This window comes from Novosphingobium rhizovicinum (assembly GCF_040813635.1).
Lineage (GTDB): Bacteria > Pseudomonadota > Alphaproteobacteria > Sphingomonadales > Sphingomonadaceae > Novosphingobium > Novosphingobium rhizovicinum.
This window is the reverse complement of the sequence record NZ_JBFNXR010000021.1, coordinates 200,485-223,339: the sequence shown is the minus strand read 5'-3', so window position 1 is coordinate 223,339 and position 22,855 is coordinate 200,485. Positions and strand designations below refer to the sequence as shown.

General features: G+C 63.3%; 22 protein-coding genes. 18 read left to right on the top strand and 4 right to left on the bottom strand.

The annotated features are described in order from the left end of the window. Window positions 1-5: 5 nt before the first annotated feature. On the top strand, window positions 6-1,220 hold the full coding sequence (locus ABUH87_RS05785; protein ID WP_367771018.1) for a M20 metallopeptidase family protein: 1,215 nt from the start codon (window positions 6-8) through the stop codon (window positions 1,218-1,220). 46 nt (window positions 1,221-1,266) lie between these two features. Here the strand turns inward: ABUH87_RS05785 and ABUH87_RS05780 are convergent, their stop codons facing one another. Beyond that, entirely contained in the window at window positions 1,267-1,557 is a 291-nt protein-coding gene (locus ABUH87_RS05780) for a GNAT family N-acetyltransferase (protein WP_367771015.1), read from the bottom strand. Window positions 1,558-1,649: 92 nt separating this feature from the next. On the opposite strand from ABUH87_RS05780, the gene ABUH87_RS05775 reads away from it, so the two are divergent. Together ABUH87_RS05775 and ABUH87_RS05770 are read left to right on the top strand one after the other, a co-directional pair. Next, the gene (locus ABUH87_RS05775) at window positions 1,650-2,645 is read left to right on the top strand and encodes a threonine aldolase family protein (RefSeq protein WP_367772132.1); all 996 of its coding nucleotides are present in this window, start codon (window positions 1,650-1,652) and stop codon (window positions 2,643-2,645) included. Next, entirely contained in the window at window positions 2,642-3,571 is a 930-nt protein-coding gene (locus ABUH87_RS05770; protein ID WP_367771010.1) for a DMT family transporter, read from the top strand. Before ABUH87_RS05775 ends, ABUH87_RS05770 begins: the two co-directional genes overlap by 4 nt. Here the strand turns inward: ABUH87_RS05770 and ABUH87_RS05765 are convergent. Next, entirely contained in the window at window positions 3,481-4,314 is an 834-nt protein-coding gene (locus ABUH87_RS05765; protein WP_367771007.1) for a Rossmann-fold NAD(P)-binding domain-containing protein, read from the bottom strand. The genes ABUH87_RS05770 and ABUH87_RS05765 overlap by 91 nt on opposite strands. A 97-nt stretch (window positions 4,315-4,411) precedes the next feature. Here ABUH87_RS05765 and pepN point away from each other — a divergent pair, with 97 nt between their 5' ends. The 5 genes from pepN (at window position 4,412) to ABUH87_RS05740 (ending at window position 10,800) form a co-directional block, all read left to right on the top strand. Continuing rightward, entirely contained in the window at window positions 4,412-7,066 is a 2,655-nt protein-coding gene (gene pepN, locus ABUH87_RS05760) for an aminopeptidase N (RefSeq protein ID WP_367771004.1), read from the top strand. Further along, complete coding sequence (gene pgeF, locus ABUH87_RS05755; protein WP_367771001.1) at window positions 7,059-7,838, top strand: peptidoglycan editing factor PgeF; 780 nt, start codon at window positions 7,059-7,061, stop codon at window positions 7,836-7,838. The genes pepN and pgeF overlap by 8 nt, the downstream gene beginning before the upstream one ends. 195 nt (window positions 7,839-8,033) lie before the next feature. Beyond that, entirely contained in the window at window positions 8,034-8,600 is a 567-nt protein-coding gene (gene petA, locus ABUH87_RS05750; RefSeq protein WP_367770998.1) for a ubiquinol-cytochrome c reductase iron-sulfur subunit, read from the top strand. A 23-nt stretch (window positions 8,601-8,623) separates the two neighbouring features. Then, window positions 8,624-9,928: a cytochrome b gene (locus tag ABUH87_RS05745; protein ID WP_367770995.1), complete on the top strand. Its 1,305-nt coding sequence runs from the start codon at window positions 8,624-8,626 to the stop codon at window positions 9,926-9,928. 29 nt (window positions 9,929-9,957) lie between these two features. Continuing rightward, a complete protein-coding gene (locus tag ABUH87_RS05740; RefSeq protein ID WP_367770992.1) occupies window positions 9,958-10,800 on the top strand; it encodes a cytochrome c1 in 843 nt (280 codons plus the stop codon). A gap of 325 nt (window positions 10,801-11,125) precedes the next feature. On the opposite strand, the gene ABUH87_RS05735 is transcribed toward ABUH87_RS05740, so the two are convergent. Further along, window positions 11,126-11,641 carry an MmcB family DNA repair protein gene (locus ABUH87_RS05735; protein WP_367770990.1) on the bottom strand — a complete coding sequence of 172 codons (516 nt, stop codon included), beginning with the start codon at window positions 11,639-11,641 and terminating at the stop codon, window positions 11,126-11,128. Window positions 11,642-11,891: 250 nt separating this feature from the next. Between ABUH87_RS05735 and rpmI the strand changes: the two genes are divergently transcribed. The 10 genes from rpmI (at window position 11,892) to ABUH87_RS05685 (ending at window position 22,045) form a co-directional block, all read left to right on the top strand. Beyond that, complete coding sequence (gene rpmI, locus ABUH87_RS05730) at window positions 11,892-12,095, top strand: 50S ribosomal protein L35 (protein WP_184248012.1); 204 nt, start codon at window positions 11,892-11,894, stop codon at window positions 12,093-12,095. Between the two features lie 16 nt (window positions 12,096-12,111). Further along, window positions 12,112-12,471, top strand: a complete 360-nt coding sequence (gene rplT / locus ABUH87_RS05725; RefSeq protein ID WP_353983563.1) for a 50S ribosomal protein L20 — start codon at window positions 12,112-12,114, stop codon at window positions 12,469-12,471. A 132-nt stretch (window positions 12,472-12,603) separates the two neighbouring features. Next, window positions 12,604-13,707 (top strand): phenylalanine--tRNA ligase subunit alpha, encoded by a 1,104-nt coding sequence (gene pheS, locus ABUH87_RS05720; RefSeq protein WP_367770979.1) that lies wholly within the window; start codon window positions 12,604-12,606, stop codon window positions 13,705-13,707. Window positions 13,708-13,724: 17 nt separating this feature from the next. After that, window positions 13,725-16,133, top strand: a complete 2,409-nt coding sequence (gene pheT / locus ABUH87_RS05715; RefSeq protein WP_367770973.1) for a phenylalanine--tRNA ligase subunit beta — start codon at window positions 13,725-13,727, stop codon at window positions 16,131-16,133. Window position 16,134: 1 nt separating this feature from the next. Continuing rightward, window positions 16,135-17,022, top strand: a complete 888-nt coding sequence (locus tag ABUH87_RS05710) for an aldose 1-epimerase family protein (protein WP_367770968.1) — start codon at window positions 16,135-16,137, stop codon at window positions 17,020-17,022. Window positions 17,023-17,041: 19 nt separating this feature from the next. Continuing rightward, entirely contained in the window at window positions 17,042-17,788 is a 747-nt protein-coding gene (locus ABUH87_RS05705; RefSeq protein ID WP_367770965.1) for an SDR family NAD(P)-dependent oxidoreductase, read from the top strand. Between the two features lie 37 nt (window positions 17,789-17,825). After that, a complete protein-coding gene (locus ABUH87_RS05700; RefSeq protein WP_367770962.1) occupies window positions 17,826-19,370 on the top strand; it encodes a peptide chain release factor 3 in 1,545 nt (514 codons plus the stop codon). Window positions 19,371-19,482: 112 nt separating this feature from the next. Next, window positions 19,483-20,187: an endonuclease/exonuclease/phosphatase family protein gene (locus ABUH87_RS05695; protein ID WP_367770959.1), complete on the top strand. Its 705-nt coding sequence runs from the start codon at window positions 19,483-19,485 to the stop codon at window positions 20,185-20,187. Between the two features lie 149 nt (window positions 20,188-20,336). Beyond that, window positions 20,337-20,675: a P-II family nitrogen regulator gene (locus ABUH87_RS05690; RefSeq protein WP_159873644.1), complete on the top strand. Its 339-nt coding sequence runs from the start codon at window positions 20,337-20,339 to the stop codon at window positions 20,673-20,675. A 14-nt stretch (window positions 20,676-20,689) separates the two neighbouring features. Then, window positions 20,690-22,045, top strand: coding sequence for an ammonium transporter (locus tag ABUH87_RS05685; RefSeq protein WP_419956675.1), 1,356 nt, complete (start codon window positions 20,690-20,692; stop codon window positions 22,043-22,045). Between the two features lie 140 nt (window positions 22,046-22,185). On the opposite strand, the gene ABUH87_RS05680 is transcribed toward ABUH87_RS05685, so the two are convergent. Continuing rightward, complete coding sequence (locus ABUH87_RS05680; protein ID WP_367770952.1) at window positions 22,186-22,617, bottom strand: protein tyrosine phosphatase family protein; 432 nt, start codon at window positions 22,615-22,617, stop codon at window positions 22,186-22,188. Between the last annotated feature and the right edge of the window lie 238 nt (window positions 22,618-22,855).

The window sequence follows — 22,855 nt, the reverse complement described above, 5'->3', positions numbered from 1 at the left end:
GCGCGATGACTTCAGCTCTCATTGCCGAAGCGACCGGCCTTGCCGACCGCATCACCAGTCTGCGTCGCGCGATCCATGCGGATCCCGAACTGGGGCTTCACACGCCCCGAACCCGCGACAAGATCCGCGCAGCACTGGCGCATCTGCCTCTCGAGTGGCGTGAGGGGCCGTCCACGACAGGCCTTGTCGCCAGCTTGAAAGGTACTGGCGGAGAGGGGCGCTGCGTTCTTCTTCGCGGCGATATGGATGCATTGCCGATGCCGGAGGAGACGGGGCTCGACTTCGCCTCGAAGGTTCCTGGCGTGATGCATGCCTGCGGACACGACGCGCACGTTGCGATGCTGGCCGGGGCGGCGGAACTGCTGTGCGCACGCGCCGCGTCGCTGCCGGGTGAAGTGCGGTTCATGTTCCAGCCGGGCGAGGAGGGGTACCACGGCGCCCGTTACATGCTGGAGGACGGCCTGCTGGGTGGCGCCGGCACGGGCCTCCCGCTGCCGGATGCGGCGTTCGCGCTTCACGTGATGCCCAATGCCCCGCATGGACTGGTCGGCGGACGTGAGGGGCCGCTCCTCGCTTCGGCGGATCAGGTCGACATCGTGGTGACGGGGCGGGGCGGGCATGCCTCGATGCCTCATGACACGCTCGACCCGATGCCGGTGGCTTGCGAGATCGTGACGGCGCTGCAAGCCATGGTCACCCGAAAGTTCAACGTCTTCGATCCGGTGGTGGTCACCATTGCCCGAATCGCCTGCGGTACCGCGCACAACGTCATCCCGGACAGTGCCCACCTGACGGGCACGATGCGCTCCCTTTCTCCTGCCAATCGTGCACGGCTACGCGAGGAGGTGCAGCTTCTCGCAGCCGGAATCGCCGGTGCGCATGGCCTTACCGCCGAGACACGGATTACCGAGGGGTTCCCGGTCACCATTTGCGACCCGCGCGCGGTCGATCTGGGTGAGACGGTCGCGCGTGAGCTGCTTGGAGAGGAAGGATTCCGGCGCCTTCGCGACCCGATCATGGGCGCGGAGGACTTCTCCTATGTGCTCGAGAAAGTACCGGGCGCCATGTTCTTCCTCGGCGTGAGCCGCCAAGGCGACGACTGGCAGCAGTGCTGCGGCATACACTCCACGCGCATGCACGTGGATGAGAGCGCGATGCCGCTTGGTTCTGCTTTTCTTGCCGGCGCGGCGGAGCGTTTCCTGGCGGACGGTTTTGCCTGACCCGTACGGAGCGCCCGAGCTGGCCTTCGCCGCCGCTTGATGCAGGTCAGGCCGCTACGTCTTCCCACTCCGGGTGGCGCTTGAACGCAGCGACCACGTAGCTGCACAACGGCTTGACCTTGAACCCGTTCTCGCGGGCGTCGGCCACCAGCGCTTCCACCAGTCGTGCGGCGACTCCGCGACCGCCAATCTCCGGCGGTACGAGCGTGTGATCGACGATGTGCACGTCGCCGCGTTCAACCCAGGTCAGCCGCCCGACTTCATCACTATCGGCCAGATGCGCCTGATACTCTCCGGCGCCGCCGCGATCGTGCTTGGTGATGGTGAGTCCGACCATGCCTGCTTTTCCTTGTGTCCGCCTGTCGCCGCTTCCCGTCGCGCTCTTGCGGTGCTTGACGAGGCGGCATTCCGGTAACAGGCGATATGGCGATGCAGTTCCTTTCCGACAACGCCGCGCCCGTTCATCCCGCCGTCTGGAGCGCCATGCTCGCCGCCGATGCGTCCGACTCGCCGTACGATCGTGACGCGCTCAGCCGCGAACTTGATGGCGCTTTCACTTCGCTGTTCGGGCAGGAGTGTTCGGCGCTTTGGGTGGCGACGGGAACTGCCGCAAACTGTCTGGCCCTTGCTGCGATGGTTCCTCCGCACGGCGGCGTGGTTTGCCACCGAGAGGCACATATCGAGGCGGACGAGGGCGGCGCACCGGGCTTTTACATGCACGGCGCCAAGCTGATGCTGGCAGATGGGCCGAGCGCGAAGCTTACACCGGACTCTATTTCGGCAGTGATCGATCCGATCCGTGACGACGTTCACCAGGTTCAGCCTCACGCCGTCTCGATCACGCAGGCGAGCGAATACGGCTGTGTCTACAAGCCGGGTGAGCTTGCGACGATTTCGACTCTGGCGCGAGAAAAGGGGCTGCGCTTGCACATGGACGGAGCGCGATTTGCCAATGCGGTCGCTCATCTCGGATGTCCCCCTGCGGAAGCGTGCCGAGGCGTCGACGCGCTTACCTTCGGCTTTGTGAAGAACGGCGGTCTTGGTGCCGAAGCCGTTGTGTTCTTCGAGCCTGGCCTTGTCGATGTTGTGCGTTACCGCCGCAAGCGAGCCGGGCACTTGCAATCCAAGGGACGATTCCTTGCAGCGCAGATCCTGGCCATGCTGGAGGCTGATTTGTGGCTGGAGAACGGGCGTGCCGCCAATGCGGCTGCCAGCGAGATTGCCCGCGCTGCCGGCGATCGTTTGCTCCACCCCGTGGAAGCGAACGAAGTTTTTCTGACCACGTCCCCACAGGAGCGCGCCGCGCTGCGTGAGCAGGGCTTCTCATTCTACGACTGGGGCGACAATGCGGCGCGCCTGGTTACCGCCTGGAACACCGAAGCAGACCATGTCGCGCGCCTCGTGAATGCGATTCGCGCGCTGTGACCGCTGACAGTCCGGACCAGCCGGCGCCTCATGCGCTCTTGCGGCCGCAGATCGCCCTTCCGTTCCTGATCGTCGCGCTGATCTGGGGGTCCACCTGGTTTGTTATCCTTGGCCAGAACCAGGGCGCACCTGCAAGCTGGTCGGTGACATGGCGCTTCGTGCTTGCGACGCCGGCCATGTTTGCAGTCGCACTGGTGATGCGCCGTCCCCTGCGGATCGGCCCTGCCGGCCAGCGTCTGGCCTTCTTTGTGGGTCTGACCCAGTTCTGCGGCAACTACAACTTCGTCTACAGGGCAGAGGAGCATCTGACCTCGGGCATTGTCGCGGTCATGATCGGCCTCCTGCTTGTGCCGAACGCGATCCTCGCACGCGTGCTGCTGAAGCAGCCGATCACACGCCGGTTCGCCGTCGGTAGCACCATCGCAATTGCCGGCATCGGCCTGCTGCTCGTCCACGAGGCGCGCGAGGCTCCGCTCAGCGGACATGTTGTGCTGGGTGTCGTGCTGGCGCTCGCAGCCATGCTTTGCGCATCGGTTTCGAACGTGATGCAGGCCAACGAGACGGGGCGGGCGCTCCCAATGGTGAGTCTTCTGTCGTGGGCCATGCTCTACGGGATGATCTGCAATGCCGTTCTCGGCTGGATCACGGCCGGGCCGCCGGTCATCCCCAGCAGCGGCGCTTACTGGGCTGGGACCGCCTATCTGGCAATCATGGGTTCGGTCGTCACATTCCCCCTCTACTACAACCTGATTCGCCAACTCGGTGCAGGTCGGGCAGCGTACAACGGAGTTGCGGTGATCGTGATCGCGATGCTGATCTCGACCGTTTTGGAAGGCTACCGCTGGTCTCCTCTTGCGATTGCCGGCGCCTTGCTGGCGACTGCAGGGCTGGTGATCGCCCTCAGGGCGCGCAAGCCCGTCACGTAGTCGGGGTAAGCAGGCTTCCAGCCAAGAACGCGCTTCGCCTTGCCGTTGGCGACGCGGCGGTTCTCCGCATAGAAGGCGCGCGCCCTGGGCGAGAGGTTCGCCTCCTCGAGGCTCTGCAACGGAGGTGGCTCCACGCCGAGGAGCCGGCATGCCTCCTCCACGAGCGCGTTCTGGCTGCAAGGCCGGTCGTCAGCCAGGTTGTACGCACCGGCAGGCGCCTTCATCCCGGCGATCACCCCGCTGACGATGTCAGCAACGTGCACACGGCTGAACACCTGTGCTGGCAGGGCAATGCGATGGGCCCGCCCCTCGGCGATGCGCTCGAACACGCTTCGGTCGGGACCGTAGATCCCGGGCAGACGGTAAACGCGCGCGCCGCGCGCCAGCCATGCTGCATCCGCTTGGGCACGCGCTGTGCGGCGGCCCGTCCCGGTGGCAGCACTCTCGTCCACCCAGGCACCCCCGGTGTCGCCGTAGACGCCGGTCGAAGAGAGATAGGACAGCGCCTTGCCTTCAAGTGTATCGCCGTAGCGATCGAGAACGGGGTCCAGCCCTTCGGAACCGGGCGGGACCGAGGAGAGCACATGGTCCGCATCGCTGAGAGCCAGGCGGACGTTCCCTTCGTCCCCGAAGGAGAGGGTGCCTGCGCTGCCGGTCGAGACCACTTCCCAGCCTTCACGTTCCAGTCTGGAGGCGAGGTGCCCGGCAGTATAGCCAAGGCCGAAGATAAACATGCGGGGCATGGCTCTTGGTATCCGCCGACAGGGCGCGGGTGAAGCCCCGGAGTGCGGCCAGCGTTCACGGCTGGCATTCACCGAGTGAAAGCCTAACTATTGTCCCATGGACATAGCCAGCAGACCTTCCGAACCCGCCGAGAACCCCAAGACGGCCGATGCCGCGCCGCCGCCGCATGCGCCGCAGGTGATTCGCCGGGAGGACTACCAGCCCCCTGCGTGGCTTGTTCCCGAGATCTTGCTCGACTTCAGACTGGGCCTTGAGTCGACTAACGTCACCGCCCGGCTGTCTGTCCGGCGCAATCCCGACGGGAACGGAAGCGCGACACTGCGCCTGAACGGTGATCAGATCTCCCCGCTCGCCGTCCGGGTGGATGGCGCTGCGGTGAACGACTGGCGGCTCGACGGGCCGGACCTTTTGTTGCCGCTTTCCGGCGAGAGCCATCAGGTCGAAATCGAGACACACGTGAATCCCGCCTCCAACAGCCAGCTGATGGGGCTCTACGCTTCGCACGGAATGCTGTGCACGCAGTGTGAGGCGGAAGGTTTTCGGCGCATCACTTTCTTTCCCGATCGCCCCGATGTGCTTTCGACCTATCGCGTGCGGATGAGCGGCGACAAGACCGCCTTTCCGGTGCTGCTATCGAACGGGAATTGCGAATCGCAAGGCGAGGGAGAGGGCGGCACGCACTGGGCAGAATGGCACGATCCCTGGCCTAAACCGAGCTACCTCTTTGCTCTCGTCGCGGGCGACCTCATCGCCAACCACGACACCTTCACAACCCGATCCGGCCGTACAGTCGATCTCAACATCTGGGTTCGCAAGGGTGACGAGGAGCGGACGCAACACGCCATGGAGTCGCTGAAGGCTTCGATGAAGTGGGACGAGGAAGCGTTCGGGCGCGAGTACGACCTCGATCTGTTCAACATCGTTGCCGTGTCCGACTTCAACATGGGGGCCATGGAGAACAAGGGCCTCAACGTGTTCAACACCCGCTACGTCCTCGCAGACCCGGAGACTGCCACCGACGCGGATTACGACGCGATCGAGGGCGTGATCGGCCATGAGTACTTCCACAACTGGTCGGGCAATCGCGTAACCTGCAGGGACTGGTTCCAGCTCAGCCTCAAGGAGGGCTTCACTGTCCTTCGCGATCAGATGTTCAGCGCGGACATGGGTAGCTCTGCGGTCAAGCGCATTGAAGATGTGCGCATCTTGCGTTCGGCGCAGTATCCGGAGGACTCAGGGCCGCTGGCCCACTCCATCCGGCCCGATTCGTATCAGGAGATCAGCAACTTCTATACCGCGACGATCTACAACAAGGGGGCCGAGGTGATCCGCATGATGCGGACCATGGCGGGCCCGGAGCGTTTTCGCGCGGGCACCGACCTCTACTTCGAGCGGCACGATGGCGAGGCTGCGACTTGCGAGGACTTCGTCAAGGCCATCGAAGACGGCGCGGAACTGGACCTGGGGCAGTTCCGCCTGTGGTATTCGCAGGCAGGAACGCCACAAGTCGCCGTAGACCTGGAGCATTCCGGCGACCGGGTGGTTCTCAAGCTCGCCCAAGTCGTGCCGCCAACTCCCGGTCAGCCCGAGAAGCAGCCTGTGCCGGTCCCGCTGAAGCTGGCGTTGTTCGATCGCGAAACGGGGCAGCACCGAGGCGAAGAATTGGTTATCCTCGACAAGCCGGAGCAGACCTTCACGTTCGAAGGTTATCCGCGCGCGCCAGTGCTTTCCATCAACCGCGGCTTTTCCGCACCGGTCGCCATTGCGTTCGAACGACCGGCGCAGGATCTCGTCTTTCTTGCCGCGCACGATGACGATCCGTTCGCTCGTTACGAGGCGATGCAGAGCCTCGTGGTGCAGCACCTGATCGCGGCCGTGGGTGGCAGTCTTGGCGAGGGCGCGCGCGCAGTGGAGCGCGATGCGATTGGCCAAGCGTTCAAGGCTATCCTCGCGGACGATTCCCTCGACGACCTGATGCGTGGAGAGTTGCTGATTCTGCCGGCCGAGGGCTACCTTGCCGAGCAATTCCTCGTTGCGGATCCCACCGCCATTCACGCCGAGCGCGAGGCGCTGAAGGCATGGCTTGGATCGAAGCTGAAGGACAGCTTCGCCGAACTCCATGACCGCGTCAGCGCAGTGTCTTACTCACGCGATGCCGCGGCGCGCGGTGCGCGCAAGCTCAAGACGCAGGCGCTTGTCTACTTGGCCGCCGGAGCTCCTGCGGACGCAAAGAGGCGCGCGATTGAGCAGTACAGGCAAGCTGACAACATGACCGACCGGCAGGGCGCGCTCATGGTCCTGGCGGGTCTCGAAGGACCTGAGCGCCGAGAGGCGCTGGCCGATTATCACGGACGGTACAGCGGAAACGCGCTGGTGATCGACAAGTGGTTCTCGCTCCAGGCAGGATCTCTCCATCCAGACGTACTGACGCACGTTCAGGCTCTCGCGGAGCATCCAGACTTTACGATGGCCAATCCGAACCGCGTGCGTGCGCTCTACATGGCCTTGGCAATGAATGCGAAAGCCTTCCACGCGCCGAGTGGGGAGGGCTACCGCATGATCGGTGAACTGATCCGTCAACTCGATCCGATCAACCCGCAGACCGCGGCGCGTTTTGTCCCGTCCTTGGGGCGCTGGCGTCGCATCGAGCCACGGCGTGCGGCCATGATGCGAGGCGAGCTCGAGCGTATAGCCGCCGAGCCATCCCTGTCGCGCGACGTGTTGGAGCAGGTGACCAAGAGCCTTGGCTGACACTGTGCACACCGAAGTGGAAGTCATACGGGCTCAGACGCTTGATGGAGTCAGGCACGGCTTCCTCGGGCGCGCCGGAGGCGTCTCCCAGGGAGAGGTTGCGGGCCTTAACGTAGGGCTTGGCGCAGGTGATGAGCCTGCCGCGGTCGCCGAGAATCGCCGTCGGGCGCGGGATGCCGTGGCTCCCGATGCGCAACTTGTCACCCTGTACCAGGTCCACTCCGCCGACTGCGTCGTGGTGAGCGAGCCTTGGGACGAGGGTGAACGGCCCCAGGCGGACGCCCTTGTCACGGACAGGCCTGGACTGCTTCTTGGCATCCTGACGGCAGACTGTGCGCCTGTACTCTTCGCCGACACCGAACAGCGCGTGATTGGCGCTGCGCATGCAGGCTGGAAAGGCGCGATCGGCGGCGTGATCGAGTCGACTGTAGCGGCGATGGAGCGTCTGGGAGCCCGGCGCACCCAGATCCGCGCCGCAGTCGGGCCCTGCATCGCGCAGGCGAGCTATGAAGTTGACGATGCGTTTCGTGAGCGGTTTTGCACTCACGACCCGGCGAATACCGCCTGTTTCAACCCCGGAAAGCCGCGCCATTGGCAGTTCAATCTGCAGGGGTTTGTCGCGGGACAGCTGGCAAACGCTGGGCTCTCTCGATTCGAAGCTCTGCCACTCGATACCTACGCGGCACCTGACCGCTTCTTCTCGTTCCGGCGCTCCTGTCACAGGAGCGAGGCGTCTTATGGCCGTCAGATATCCTTGATCGCGTTGGATTGAAGCCACTTCGGCTGCACCAAAAAGGCTGTTGGCAGGTGCGAATTTCGCGTCTATCAGCGCGCCAAGTCGGCATCGGCCCGCGGTTGCGCGCCCGGATTGCTGCCGGCAATCGGGGGGATTCCAGGCATCATTGACTAGGAATCCTGCTCGTCACCAGGAGTGGTGGCGGGTGTTGAGAGCAAGGCAAGGGCTAACATGGCAGAAGAAACGGTCACGGACTCTCCGGATCTGGGTGCCGGAGACGGAGTGCGGCGGCGCGACTTCATCAACATCGCTGCGGTCAGCGCTGCGGGTGTTGCCGGCGTGTCCATTCTCGTTCCGCTGATCAGTCAGATGGCGCCTTCCGCCGACGTTCTGGCGGCGTCTTCGACCGAGGTCGACATCTCGGCGGTTCAGCCCGGCCAGGCGATCAAGGCGGTGTTCCGCAAGCAGCCGGTATTCATTCGTAATCTGACACCTGCAGAGATCGCTCAGGCCAACAAGGTTCCTGTTACCTCTCTTCGCGATCCGCAAACGCTTGCGGAGCGTACGAAGGAAGGCAAGGAGAACTGGCTCATCACCATGGGCGTCTGCACGCACCTTGGGTGCGTGCCGCTCGGCGCCGGTGAAGGTGAGACCAAGGGCGAGTTCGGCGGCTACTTCTGCCCGTGCCATGGCTCGCATTACGATACCGCCGCCCGCATCCGTAAGGGTCCTGCTCCGTCGAACCTGGAGGTTCCGGAGTACGAATTCATGTCCGATACCGTCGTCAAGATCGGCTGAGCCAAGAGACTGGATCACAGAAAATGAGCTTTCCCTGGGCCAACGAGTACAAGCCGACCAATCCCTTCATGAAGTGGATGGACGAAAAGCTGCCTCTGCCGCGCTTCGTCTATAACTCGGTCGGTGCGGGCTATCCGGTTCCGCGCAACCTCAACTACTTCTGGAACTTCGGTATCCTGGCGCTGTGCTGCCTGGGCCTCCAGATCGTCACCGGCATCATTTTGGCGATGCACTATGCCGCCAATGCGACTGTCGCGTTCGACAGCGTCGAGCACATCATGCGCGACGTGAACTGGGGCTGGATGCTGCGCTATGCGCATGCCAACGGCGCCTCGGCGTTCTTCGTCGTCATTTACATCCACATTTTCCGCGGCTTCTACTACGGTTCCTACAAGGCCCCGCGTGAGATGGTGTGGCTGCTTGGCGTCGTGATCTTCCTTCTCATGATGGCCACGGCTTTCATGGGCTACGTTCTGCCTTGGGGCCAGATGAGCTTCTGGGGTGCGAAGGTTATTACCGGCCTGTTCTCCGCAATTCCGCTGGTCGGTGAGCCGCTTCAGCAGTGGCTGCTCGGTGGCTTTGCCCCGGATAACGCTGCGCTGAACCGTTTCTTCTCGCTGCACTACCTGCTTCCCTTCGTGATCGTCGGTGTCGTGGTGCTGCACATCTGGGCGCTCCACATCCCGGGTTCCTCGAACCCGACCGGCGTAGAGGTGAAGAGCGAGAGCGACACCGTTCCCTTCTATCCCTATTACATCGCCAAGGACGGGTGGGCGGTAGGTGCCTTCGCATTCCTGTACTGCGTTGCCCTGTTCTTCTTCCCGAACACCCTGGGTCACCCGGATAACTACATCCCGGCCAACCCGATGAGCACGCCGGCACACATCGTTCCTGAATGGTACTTCTGGCCGTTCTATGCGATCCTGCGTGCGTTCACCGCAGACTTCCTCTTCATCCCCGCAAAGCTCATGGGCGTGCTGGCGATGTTTGCGGCGATCCTGGTGTGGTTCTTCCTGCCCTGGCTTGACCGTTCGCCGGTCCGCTCGAGCGCATACCGCCCGCTTTATCGGAAGTTCTTCTGGTTCGGACTCCTCCCGTGCGTACTCATTCTCGGGTACTGCGGCGGTGCACCGGCTGCGGAGCCATTCGTGATGATCAGCCAGATCGCCTCGATCTACTACTTCGCACACTGGCTCATCATCCTGCCGATCGTATCCGCAATCGAGCGTCCTGATCCGCTGCCCTACTCGATCACCGAGGCTGTTCTCGGCGGAGAGCATGTGCCGCCGATGGCGAACTCGACCGCGCCCATCCCGACCCACGATTGAACCCGAGCGAGACGGAAAGACGTAAAGCCATGATCCGCATCATCTCCATTCTCGTCGGGCTGTTTTTTACAGTCGCGCTGGTTTGGTCTTTCGGTAACGGCGCGCTGATAGCCATCAGCGAGCCCGCACCGGAGACGGCCGAGCACGTGTTCCACAAGCACCCGAAGGAGGTCCACTTCGCGAGTGACGGCGCTTTCGGTAAGTTCGACCGCCAGCAGCTGCAGCGCGGCTTCCAGGTCTACAAGGAAGTGTGCTCGGCATGCCACTCGCTCAACCATGTGGCATTCCGCGACCTCGCCGCTCTGGGCTATTCGGAGGCCGAGGTGAAGGCTATCGCGAAGGGCTTCCAGGTTCCGGGCAACGACCCCGTCACGGGCGAGGCAGCGCTGCGTCCTGGCATGCCGACGGACTACTTCCCCAAGCCTTTCGCGAACGACATCGCTGCTCGCGCCGCCAACAACAACGCGGTTCCACCGGACCTTTCACTGATGACCAAGGCGCGCCACGACGGCGGTCCTTACGTCTACTCATTGCTGACCGGTTATCAGAATCAGCCGGCCGAGTTGTTGAAGGAGTTTCCTGACGCGAAGACGCCTCCGGGCCTGTACTATAACCCGTACTTCCCGAACCTGAATCTCGCGATGGCGCCGCCGCTCACGGGTGAAGGACAGGTGTCCTACAGCGACGGTACGAAAGCGACCGTTGACCAGATGTCGAAGGATGTAAGCGCGTTCCTCATCTGGACGGCTGAGCCCAAGCTTGAGAAGCGTAAGCAGACCGGCTGGCCGGTACTTGGCTTCCTCCTCTTTGCCACCGTTCTGGGCTATATGTCCTACAAGAACATCTGGGCGGAAAAGAAGAAAAAGGCCTAAGCCACTCTGCCCCTGAGTTACCGAGCGCCCCTCCGTCAATGACGGTAGGGGCGCTTCTCGTTAGGTAGCGGTCTTCCGCCGCGTTCGGCGAGCCGGTGTCGGCACAATGTCGCGCCGTCGGGCAAAAAAGACATTGTAAGATGTGCACGCTCCGGAGCGGTGCTACGTGAGGGGCCGTTGCGACGGCTTGCCTCATCCTCTCTCGGCCGCCAGCTCCCGCAACGCTACAACAGAGTCTGGACCTTTTTCGACGAGGATAAGCACCGCGTGTCGCTTGCCGCCTGGCCCCTGCCAGGCTTGAGCGCAGCGCCGCCTCGCCGGTCTGCTAGACTGTGCTGTCCTCATCTGCCCAGCGCAACGTGTGCGGATCTGAGCCGGAAACCAGCCGCCGCATCGCGGCACGCGCGAGTCGCTCGACCTCAACTTTGCGCCGCGCAGGAGCAAGCTTGCGCGTTGGCGCGGGTCGCAAGATCTCGGCGTCGTAGCCATCGGCGATGATGACGCCGCAGGAGTCGGGCAGAAACGGCTCTGTCTCCAGACAGGCGCGGTCGAGCCCCGGCGCCAGGCCCCAATAGAACCGGTCGCAGTACTCAAGGTAATCGGTCCATTTGCCATCGCCGAGCAGGTCTGCCCGGCTCACCTTGACTTCAACGATGACCACGTGCCCCTTGGCATCTATTCCCATCAGGTCGGCCCGTCGTCCGCTGCGCAGTGGCATCTCGGGCAGGCACCACACGTTATTCCGCGCAAACAGGCGCCCGATGCCACGGACAACATCCGACGCGACGACGGATGGGGATGTGCCGGCAAGCACTCCAGCGGATGAATCGGTTAGGCGCATGAGTCGAGCATAAGAACATATCAGGAACTGGCAAGTGCCTAGGGCTTAGCGAGCATCCAGTCGGTGGATCGCTGCGTTGCGTCTCGCGCCTCGCACGAAACACGCTTCTTGCCTTCATGGACCACAGGCGCTAAGCGCGCGACCTTCAATCGGCACGGTCGAACTTCTTCACCAAAGAGATTCGCGCGCCGGCCTGGCTAACTAGGGCTGCCAGGGCCGGCCGAACGTGTCCCCGACCAAGGAGACGAAAATGCCCAAGCTCAAGACCAAGAGCGGCGTGAAGAAGCGCTTCAAGCTCACCGCCACCGGCAAGGTAAAGCACGGTGTCGTCGGCAAGCGCCACCGCCTGATCAGCCACAATGCCAAGTACATCCGCCAGAATCGCGGCACCGACGTTATTTCCGACGCCGATGCGAAGACGATCAAGAAGTGGGCGCCCTACGGGCTGGGCTGACAGGAGCGTTTAGAACATGAGCCGTATCAAGAGGGGTGTAACCACCCGCGCCAAGCACAAGCGGATCCTGGATCAGGCCAAGGGCTATCGGGGCCGCCGCAAGAACACCATCCGCGTTGCGCGCCAAGCCGTCGAGAAGGCCGGCCAGTACGCGTACCGCGACCGCAAGGTTAAGAAGCGGACCTTCCGTGCCCTGTGGATCCAGCGTATCAACGCTGCCGTTCGCAACGAAGGCCTGACCTACTCGCAGTTCATCCACGGCGTGAAACTCGCCGGCATCGAACTCGACCGCAAGACCATGGCGGACCTCGCCATGAACGAGGGCGGCGTGTTCAGCGCGGTGATCGCACAGGCCAAGGCTGCGCTTCCCGCGTAAGCGCGCGCTTTAGCCACATCAGCGAAGGGCGCGGGCGGCGAAAGCTTCCCGCGCCCTTCTCTTTTATCCCAGACCGTTTGCGATTCGCCTGCTTCCGTTTAAGGGCTGCGGCTCGCGACAGAACCAAGGTGGATGACAGTGGACCACGCAGCAATCGGGCAGAACGCGCTCATCCAGATCGCCGCAGCGGACGATCTCGATGCGCTTGAAACTTTGCGCGTGGCCCTCCTCGGCAAGCAGGGCAGCATCTCTGGCCTGCTCAAGACGCTGGGTGCTATGAGCCCGGATGAACGCAAGGTCGAAGGTCCGAAGATCCACGCTTTGCGAGAGAGCGTCACTGAGGCACTCGCCGCGCGCAAGGCCGCCCTTGAGAATGACGCACTGGAGACACAACTCGCGTCCGAGACGATCGACCTCACGCTTCCAGCACCGGAAGCGCCGCGGGGCACCGTCCACCCGATTTCGCAAGTCATGGACGAGCTCGCGGAGATCTTCGCCGACCTCGGGTTTGCGGTTGCGACCGGGCCGGAGATCGAGGACGATTGGCACAACTTCACCGCGCTCAACATGCCCGAGAGTCACCCCGCGCGGGCGATGCACGATACCTTCTACTTCGCCGACCGTGATGCACAAGGCCGCGAGATGCTGCTGCGCACGCACACGTCGCCGGTGCAGATTCGCGCGATGCTGGAGCGTGGCGCGCCGCTACGGGTGATCGCGCCGGGCCGCGTCTATCGTTCGGACAGCGACGCCACGCACACTCCGATGTTTCACCAGATCGAGGGTCTGGTGATCGACAAGGGTATTCACCTGGGGCACCTCAAGTGGACGCTGGAGACCTTTCTGAAGGCCTACTTCGAGCGCGATGACATCGTCCTGCGTCTGCGCCCCAGCTATTTCCCGTTCACCGAGCCTTCGGTCGAAGTCGACGTCGGCTACACCATCGTCAGCGGCCCAGATGGTTCCAGGCGGCGGGTTGTCGGCGGCTCGGAAGGCTGGATGGAAGTGCTGGGCAGCGGCATGGTCAATCGCAAGGTGATCGCCGCAGCCGGCCTTGACCCCGATGAATGGCAGGGTTTTGCCTTCGGCACCGGCGTCGATCGCTTGGCCATGCTCAAGTACGGCATGGACGACCTGCGCGCCTTCTTCGATGGCGACGTGCGGTGGCTCTCTCATTACGGCTTCTCCGCGCTTGACGTGCCCACCCTGTCTGGCGGCGTCGGCACCCCGGCTTGAGCAGGAGTATCTAAGACATGAAATTCCCGCTCTCTTGGTTGCGCAAGTACCTCGACACCCGGGCTTCGGCCGACGAAATCTGCGATGCCCTGAACGCCATCGGCATCGAAGTAGAAAGCGTGGAGGACCCGTCCGCCAAGCTCGCCGGTTTCCGGATTGCCAAGGTGCTGACCGCAACTCGCCACCCAGACGCTGACAAGTTGCAGGTGCTTGCGGTCGACACAGGTGATGGCCAGCCGCTGCAGGTGGTCTGCGGTGCACCCAATGCGCGCGCAGGCCTTGTGGGCGTGCTCGGATTGCCGGGGGCGACCGTGCCTGCGAACGGCATGGTCCTGAAGAAGTCGGCCATCCGCGGCGTCGAATCGAACGGCATGATGTGCTCGACGCGTGAACTGGAGTTGGGAGAGGATCACGACGGCATCATCGAACTGCCCGAGGATGCGCCGGTCGGTATCCCCTTTGCCGACTATCGCGGCTCTGACCCCGTCATCGACGTCTCGATCACACCCAACCGGCCCGACTGCATGGGCCTCTACGGCATCGCGCGCGATCTTGCTGCCAAAGGTGTGGGCGCGTTGATTCCGATTTCGGACGTGGCGATTGCCGAGCGCTTCGACTGTCCGGTCGAGATCCGCACTGATGATGCTGAAGGATGCCCGGCGTTCTATGGCCGTGTGGTTCGGGGCGTGAAGAACGGTCCCTCGCCACAGTGGCTGCAGGATGCACTCATTGCCGCCGGCCAGCGTCCGATCTCCGCACTGGTCGACGCGACCAATTACGTCATGCTCTCGTATGGGCGTCCGGCGCATGCCTATGATCTGGCCAAGCTGACCGGGCCCGTGGTCGCTCGTCGTGCCCGCGATGGCGAGCAGGTGGCGGCGCTCAACGGCAAGACCTACACGTTGGACGCGGAAATGACCGTGATCGCCGACGCTGCCGGTGTGCATGACATCGCCGGTATCATGGGCGGTGAGCATTCCGGCTGCGAGGAGGGGACCACTGACGTCCTGCTCGAAATCGCCTATTTCGATCCGGAGCGGATCGCCCGCACCGGTCGCAAACTGAACCTCACGTCAGATGCACGCAGCCGGTTCGAGCGGGGCATCGACCCCGAGTTCCTCGACATGGGACTGGCGCACCTCACCGCGTTGATCCAGCACTTGTGCGGCGGTGAGGCATCGACGGCAGTGAGAGCCGGTGCGGCGCCGAACACGCCGAGAACCGTCCACTTTGACCCGACGTTGACAGAGCGGCTGGGCGGGGTTGCCGTTCCCCCGGCCGAGCAGCAGCGCATCCTGGAGAGCCTGGGCTTCTCTATCGTGGCAGAACAGGCGCACTTCGATAGTGCCTGGGCGGTAACTGTGCCGGGCTGGCGCCCCGACATCGATGGCGCACCCGACATCGTTGAAGAAGTGGTGCGCATTCACGGACTGGACGCGGTGAAGAGCGTGCCGCTGCCGCGTGCAGAGGGAGTCGCACAGCCGACCGCCACACCCGCGCAGAAGCTGGAGCGCCGCGTGCGACGCGCAGCCGCTGCGCGCGGGTTGAACGAGGCGGTGACCTGGTCGTTCCTGCCGGTTGCCGAGGCGGAAGCCTTTGCCGACGGGCCGCTCTGGACGCTGGCCAATCCCATCAGCGAGGACATGAAGGCGATGCGGCCCTCGTTGTTGCCGGGCTTGCTCTCCGCTGCGAAGCGCAATCTAGACCGCGGCGCCAAGAGCCTGCGTCTATTTGAACTGGGCCGCCGCTACTTACGCGGCCAGAACGGAGCGAGCGACGAGCGGCTGACGCTGGGTGTGGTTCTCGCCGGCGACAAGACCGCGCGCGGCTGGGCGACTGGAAAGGCGACCAGCTTCAATGCTTACGATGCCAAAGCTGAGGCCCTGGCGCTGCTGGCCGAAGCAGGGGCGCCGGTCGACAAGTTGCAGGTGATGGGCGAAGCAGGGCCGCAGTTCCATCCGGGCCAGTCGGGCACCCTGCGGCTCGGTCCGAAAACGGTGCTGGCGCGCTTCGGCATGCTGCATCCGGCAACTGCGAAGTCGTTCGATGTCGACGGCGCCGTTGCTGTGGCCGAACTGTTCCTCGATGCTATCCCCGCGCGCAAGGGCGCGGCCAGTTTTGCCCGGACCGGCTACGCGCCGCCCGCGCTGCAGGCGGTCACACGCGACTTTGCCTTTCTGGTGCCTGCCTCGCTTCCGGCGGGAGATCTCGTGCGCGCGGTGCAAGGCGCGGACAAGGCCAATATCGTCGCAGCCCGCTTGTTCGATGACTTCCGCGGTGCAGGAGTGCCGGAAGGGCAGAAGTCGCTGGCGATCGAGGTCACCTTGCAGCCCGGCGAGAAGAGCTATGGCGAAGCGGACTTGAAGGCGATCGCAGACAAAGTCACGGCCGCTGCCGCCAAGCTTGGCGCCACATTGCGAGGGTAGCATGGCGGAGCTCGTCTCGATCACCTCGGGCAAGCTCACCGCTCGCATCAACCTGCTGGGCGCCGAGCTGTGGTCGGTGACGGACGCCGACGGACGAGAGTACATGACAGATGCCGATCCGGCGTTCTGGACGGGGCATGCGCCGATCCTGTTCCCGATCGTGGGTGAGCTCGCAGGCGGCACCTATCGATACGAGGGCAAGAACTACGCGCTGCCTCGCCATGGCTTTGCGCGCCGCAGCCGGTTCCTGCTTGTTGAGCACGCTGACGGTACGGCGCGCTTCCGGCTGACCGACAGTGCGGATACGCGCGCGGCCTATCCTTTTGCGTTTGCATTGGAGCTGTGCTTTCGCCTGCACGATACGCGGCTAGAGATTGTGGCGGAAGTGACCAATCTCGGCCCGGAGCCGCTGCCGTTCAGCCTTGGCTTTCATCCCGGCTTTGCCTGGCCCTTGCCCGGCGGCGGTGACAAGCTGAAGCACACCATCGTCTTTGCCGAGGAGGAGCCGAACGATATCCGGTTGCTCGACGGCGACGGCTTGGTTGCCGATCGGGCGCCGAGTCCGGTGCAGGGGCGGACGCTGAAACTCAGTCCGGACCTGTTCCGCCGGGACGCCTTGGTTTGGGATCGGCTGCAGAGCCGTGGCGTCGAATACCGCGGCGAACAGGGGAGTCCGATCTTGCGCGTTGCCTTTCCAGACACGCCGCACCTGGGCATCTGGCAGAAACCCGGCGCCAACTATGTCTGCATCGAACCCTGGCAAGGCCATGCCGATCCCGCTGGTTTCGACGGGGAGTTGCGCGAAAAGCCGGGCATTGTCATCCTGCCGCCAGGGGAGGTGCGCCGGTTCCGCGTGGAAGTGACCATAGATCCCCCGTCCGGCGTGTAGCGATTCGAAGGAACTGTCCATGAAGACCGCCCTTGTCACCGGCGCAACCTCGGGCATCGGTGAGGCCTGCGCGAGGGCCTTCGCGCAAGCCGGTTGGCGGGTGATCGGAACAGGCCGTCGCGCCGAGCGTCTCCACGCCCTCGCTGCTGACCTGGGCTCGAGCTTCCATCCATGCGTCTACGATGTGCGCGATGACGTCGCGCGCGATGCCGCTCTTGCGGCGTTGCCGGAGGACTTTCACGCCATCGATTGCCTCGTCAACAACGCCGGCCTCGCGCTTGGTACGGCGAAGGCGCAGGAAGCCGAGCTCGAAGCATGGCGGACGATGATCGACACCAACGTCACTGCGCTTGCCACGCTGACGCACAAGCTGCTGCCGGGCCTCATCGAGCGCAAAGGTGCGATCATCATGCTGTCCTCGGTCGCGGCGACGTATCCTTACACCGGCGGCAACATCTATGGCGGCACCAAGGCCTTTGTACGCCAGTTTGCTCTTGGCCTGCGCTCAGACCTGTCTGGCACGGGTGTGCGCGTCACCTCGATCGAACCCGGCATGGTCGAGACCGAGTTCACACTGGTGCGCACCAGCGGCGACCATGAAGCTTCCGAGAAGCTCTACTCCGGCGTGAATCCGCTAACGGCGCGAGATATCGCCGAAACTGTGCTCTGGGTCGCGAACCAGCCACCACACGTCAATATCAACGCGCTGGAGATCATGCCGGTGAACCAGTCGTTCGCCGGCTTCCAGGTGGCGCGGGAAGGCTGACGTTGCGAGAGAGGCGCCGCGCTCGTATGGCGCGGGCATGAGTTCCCACGATACCCGTCGCACATTCGCCATCATCTCCCATCCGGACGCGGGCAAGACCACGCTGACGGAGAAGCTGCTGCTGCAAGGCGGCGCGATCCACCTCGCAGGTCAGGTGAAGGCGCGAGGCGCTGCACGGCGTGCCCGGTCGGACTGGATGAAGATCGAGCAGCAGCGCGGTATTTCGGTCACCAGTTCCGTCATGACTTTCGAGCGGACCGGTCCCGACGGAAGCGTCATCACCTTCAACCTGCTCGACACGCCGGGGCACGAGGACTTCTCGGAGGACACCTATCGCACGCTGACTGCGGTCGATTCGGCCATCATGGTGATCGACGCCGCGAAAGGTATCGAGCCGCAGACGCGCAAGCTGTTCGAGGTCTGCCGTCTGCGTTCGGTGCCGATCATCACCTTCATCAACAAGGTCGACCGCGAGGGCCGCGCCTGCTTCGATCTGATGGACGAAGTGGCCGACATGCTCGCGCTCGACGTGTGCCCCATGTCGTGGCCGGTCGGCATGGGCGGTGTGTTCGAGGGTATCTACGACATCGAGACCGGAAAGGTCAGCCGGCCCGAGGGCCCGAGTCGCGAGTTCCTTGGCAAGGTGGATACCGACGTCACCTTGCCCGAGGATGTCGCCGAGGAGATGGAGCTTGCGCGCGGCGGTTACCCCGAGTTCGACGTCGAGGCCTATCGCGCGGGCGACCTGACACCTGTCTATTTCGGCTCCGCGCTCAAGAACTTCGGCGTCGCGGAATTGATCGACGCCATCGCCCGCTATGCGCCACCGCCACGCCCGCAGCCCAGCGAACAGGGCACGATCGAACCTACGAAAGACGAGGTGACTGGCTTCATCTTCAAGGTCCAGGCCAACATGGACCCGATGCATCGGGACCGCATCGCCTTCATGCGGCTGGTCTCGGGCACCTTCAAGCGTGGCATGAAGCTGACGCCCTCCGGCCTCGGCAAGCCCATCGCTGTCCACTCGCCCATCCTGTTCTTCGCGCAGGACCGGGAGATCGCCGACAGCGCCGAACCCGGCGACATCATCGGCATTCCCAATCATGGCACTTTGCGTGTGGGTGACACGCTGTCCGAAAAGAACGACGTGCGCTTTACCGGCCTTCCGAACTTCGCGCCGGAGATCCTGCGTCGTGTGCAGTTGAAGGACCCGACCAAGACCAAGCAACTGAGGAAGGCGCTGGACGATCTGTCGGAAGAAGGCGTGATTCAGGTGTTCTATCCCGAGATCGGCTCTCAATGGATCGTCGGCGTCGTGGGCCAGCTACAGCTGGAGGTGCTGATCTCTCGCCTCGAAGCCGAGTACAAGGTGGAGGCGATGCTGGAGCCCGCGCCGTTCGATACCGCCCGCTGGCTGAAGGGTTCTGATGCCGCGCTGCGTACGTTCGCTGACTTCAACAAGATGAACCTGGCGCACGACTGCGACGGCGACCCTGTGTTCATGGCTCGCTCCGTCTGGGACGTCAATTATCAGCAGGAACGCAACCCGGATCTGACCTTCAGCGCCACGAAGGAGCGGTAAGGGAACCGCACCAGGCTCCGGGAATTAGGAAAGCGCCGGTTTCGCGATCCTCTCTTTCGCCCTACCTTGGCGCTAAACAGCCTTCTCCACGTAGAGCATTCCGCGACAGACAGTGCAGATCACCTTCGCCAGCTACAACATCCGCAAGGCCGTGGGGCTGGATCGTCGCCGCGATCCTGATCGTATTCTGTCGATCCTGCGGGAAATGGACGCCGACGTGGTGGCGCTGCAGGAGGTGGACCGGCGCTACGGCCGCAGGATGAGCGTGCTGCCGCTGGATGCCATCCATGAGCACACGGGCTATCGGCCGGTTCCCCTGTCCATGAAGCCCGACAGTCTGGGCTGGCATGGCAATGCCTTGCTGGTACGCCGAGATTATGAACTGGTTGCGGCGGCTCCTGTCCCGCTGCCCGTGTTGGAACCGCGCGGTGCGATCCGGGCGGATCTTCGCATAGGTGGCCAGCTGCTACGGGTCATCGGGATGCATCTGGACCTGTCCGGGCTGAAGCGTCGTCACCAGGTGCGATCGGTACTTTCGCATGTCTCCGGTTGTGCCGACTCGATGCCTACCGTGCTGATGGGCGACATGAATGAGTGGGCTCTTCATGGCGGCTGCTTCCGCGAGTTCGACAGCGGGTGGCAAGTGCTCGCTCCCGGGCGCAGCTTTCCTTCGCGCCGACCCGTGGCCGCGCTGGACCGGATCATCGTATCCCGCGGCTGCGAAGTGCAGGGAACCGGAGTCCATCGCAGCGCGTTGTCCGCGATAGGGTCGGACCACCTTCCCGTGTTCGCGACCATTTCTGTGCACAAAATTTAGGCAACATGCTTAGTATCTGAGCGCGTCCGCGAAAGAGCGCTTGCTGCACTGCAGCAGGAGCAGTTGTTTTCTTTAGAAAAGCGGAATTGGCACGCCTCTTGCTCCTGTGAGGCTACCGGCATCTGGCCGGGGGCTAACAGGGGATAGGCATGAAGTTCATCATCGCCATCATCAAGCCGTTCAAGCTCGACGAGGTCCGCGAAGCCCTCGGCGCCATCGGCGTCGCCGGGATGACGGTGTCTGAGGTGAAGGGTTTCGGAAGGCAGAAGGGGCAGACCGAGATCTATCGGGGTGCCGAATACTCCACCAACATGCTTCCGAAAGTGAAGATCGAGGTGGCGGCGCCGGATGATCTGGCCGGTAAGATCGTCGAAACAATCCAGCAGGTCGCCAGCACCGAAGCCATTGGTGACGGCAAGATCTTCGTTCTCGACCTCGCATCCGCCGTGCGCATCCGCACCGGCGAGTCCGGCGATACCGCGCTTTGAGGGGGCTAAACATGATGAACCGCAAGCTTATGTGCGGCGGCGGCACGATCGCCGCGTCGCTGTTCGCCGCTCTGCCGGCGTGGGCCCAGGAGGCTGTGGAAGCGGGCACGCCGATCGCGGCTGCGACCACGGAAGCTGCCGCTGCCGTGCCAAATCCCGGCAACAACGCCTGGATGATGACCTCCACCCTGCTGGTCCTGTTGATGATCCTGCCGGGCCTGGCCTTGTTCTACGGCGGTCTCACCCGATCGAAGAACATGCTGTCCACGATGACTCAGATCGGCGGCGTCACTGCGCTCGCCATGCTTATGTGGGTGATGTTCGGTTATGGCCTTGCCTTTGGTCCCGAAGGCAACCAGTTCATCAGCTGGGGCAAGTTCTTCCTTGCAGGTGTGACGCCCGATTCAACTGCAGCGACCTTCACCGATGAAGTGATTTCCGAGTATATTTTCATCGCGTTCCAGATGACGTTCTCGGCCATTACCGTGGCTCTTGTTCTTGGCTCCGTCGTGGAGCGAATGAAGTTTTCCGCCGTAATGGCATTTACTGTCATTTGGCTGGTAATCGTCTACTATCCGATCGCGCACATGGTTTGGGAAGCGCGCGGCGTTTTCTTCGCGATGGGCGCTCTCGACTTCGCAGGCGGTACGGTGGTCCATATCAACGCCGGTGTTTCCGCTCTGGTTGCTGCGATGATCCTCGGCAAGCGGCGCGGGTATCCGCTTGAGCCGATGCCGCCGCACTCGCTGACGCTGACCATGGTCGGCACCGGCTTGCTGTGGGTGGGCTGGTTCGGTTTCAACGCTGGCTCCGCACTGGAAGCCAACGGCTCCGCTGCCCTTGCCATGATCAACACTTTCGTCGCCACCGCTGCCGGTGCGCTGTTCTGGATGCTCGCCGAGCGTCTGGCTGGCCACAAGGGTTCCGCTCTCGGCTGGTGTTCGGGTGTTATCGCCGGCCTGGTTGCCGTCACTCCGGCTGCAGGCAACTCCGGTCCCTTCGGCGCCATCATCCTGGGCGCGGTTGCCTCGGTGATCTGCTTCTTCTGCGTATCCAAGCTGAAGCCTGCTCTCGGCTACGACGACTCGCTGGACGCTTTCGGCATCCATGGGGTTGGCGGCATCGTCGGCGCGATCGGCACGGCCATCGTCTACGCTCCGTCGCTGGGCGGACCGGGTGGAGATGACTTCGTGATTGGCGCACAGCTCGTGACGCAGATCTTCGCAGTCCTCGCCACCATTGCCCTTTCGGTGATCGGCACGGCCATCGCGATGTTCGTTGCCAAGGCGCTTACCGGACTGCGGGTCGCTCCGGAGATCGAGCACGACGGCCTCGACATCGGCGAGCACGGAGAGCGCGCTTACAATTGATCCTGAGTTTGGCGGCGGTGGGCATCTCCTCCTCTCCTCTTGTTCGCCCCGCCATCCGATGTTCCTCCTGCGAACATAACCTTGAAAGGGCCGGAGCAGCTGCTCCGGCCCTCTTTTCTTTGCGCGTGTCTGGTTGCGCCTTAACGGCTGCCGGTCGCCAGCATGTCCATGATTTGCCGAACCGGCGAAACGTCGTAGCCAGCGGCGGCGGCCTGTTCGGCAAGGCGCGCCGGATCCTCGCCGGCCTTTGCGCGAGCCAGTGCCCACAGCAGAGTAGAACGCGTTCCCGAACGGCAGTACGCGAGCACGGGACCCGATGCTCGGTCGAGCGCTTCAGCCATGGATACGACCTGGTTCTGAGCAAATCCCGCATGACTGACGGGGATCTCTACATAGTCCATACCGGCCTTTTCGGCCGCCGCGGCGATCTGAGAGCCAGGGGTCTGATCATCACTTTCGCCCTCGGGCCGGTTGTTGATGATCATCGTGATGCCAAGTTCACGCGCTTTTTCGACATCGGCGATGTCGATCTGAGGACTGGCATAGATGCTATCGGTTATTTGACGAAACATGACTGTAACCGCTCCTGCGACCGGCCCGAAAGGGCCACAACATCGCATGCCCTAACACAGACGTTCCGAAATCCGACACGTCTGGACGATGATGCGCGTAATTGTATTCGCCAATTCCCTCGAACTGGTATAAGACTCGGAATTGCAGGAAAGGGCCGTGTGCAATGCCGGTCACTTGCCCTGACGCCCGGCGCGATTCGTCCAAGCGGCCGGGCAAGTGCTAAGGGGCGGAGCGAAG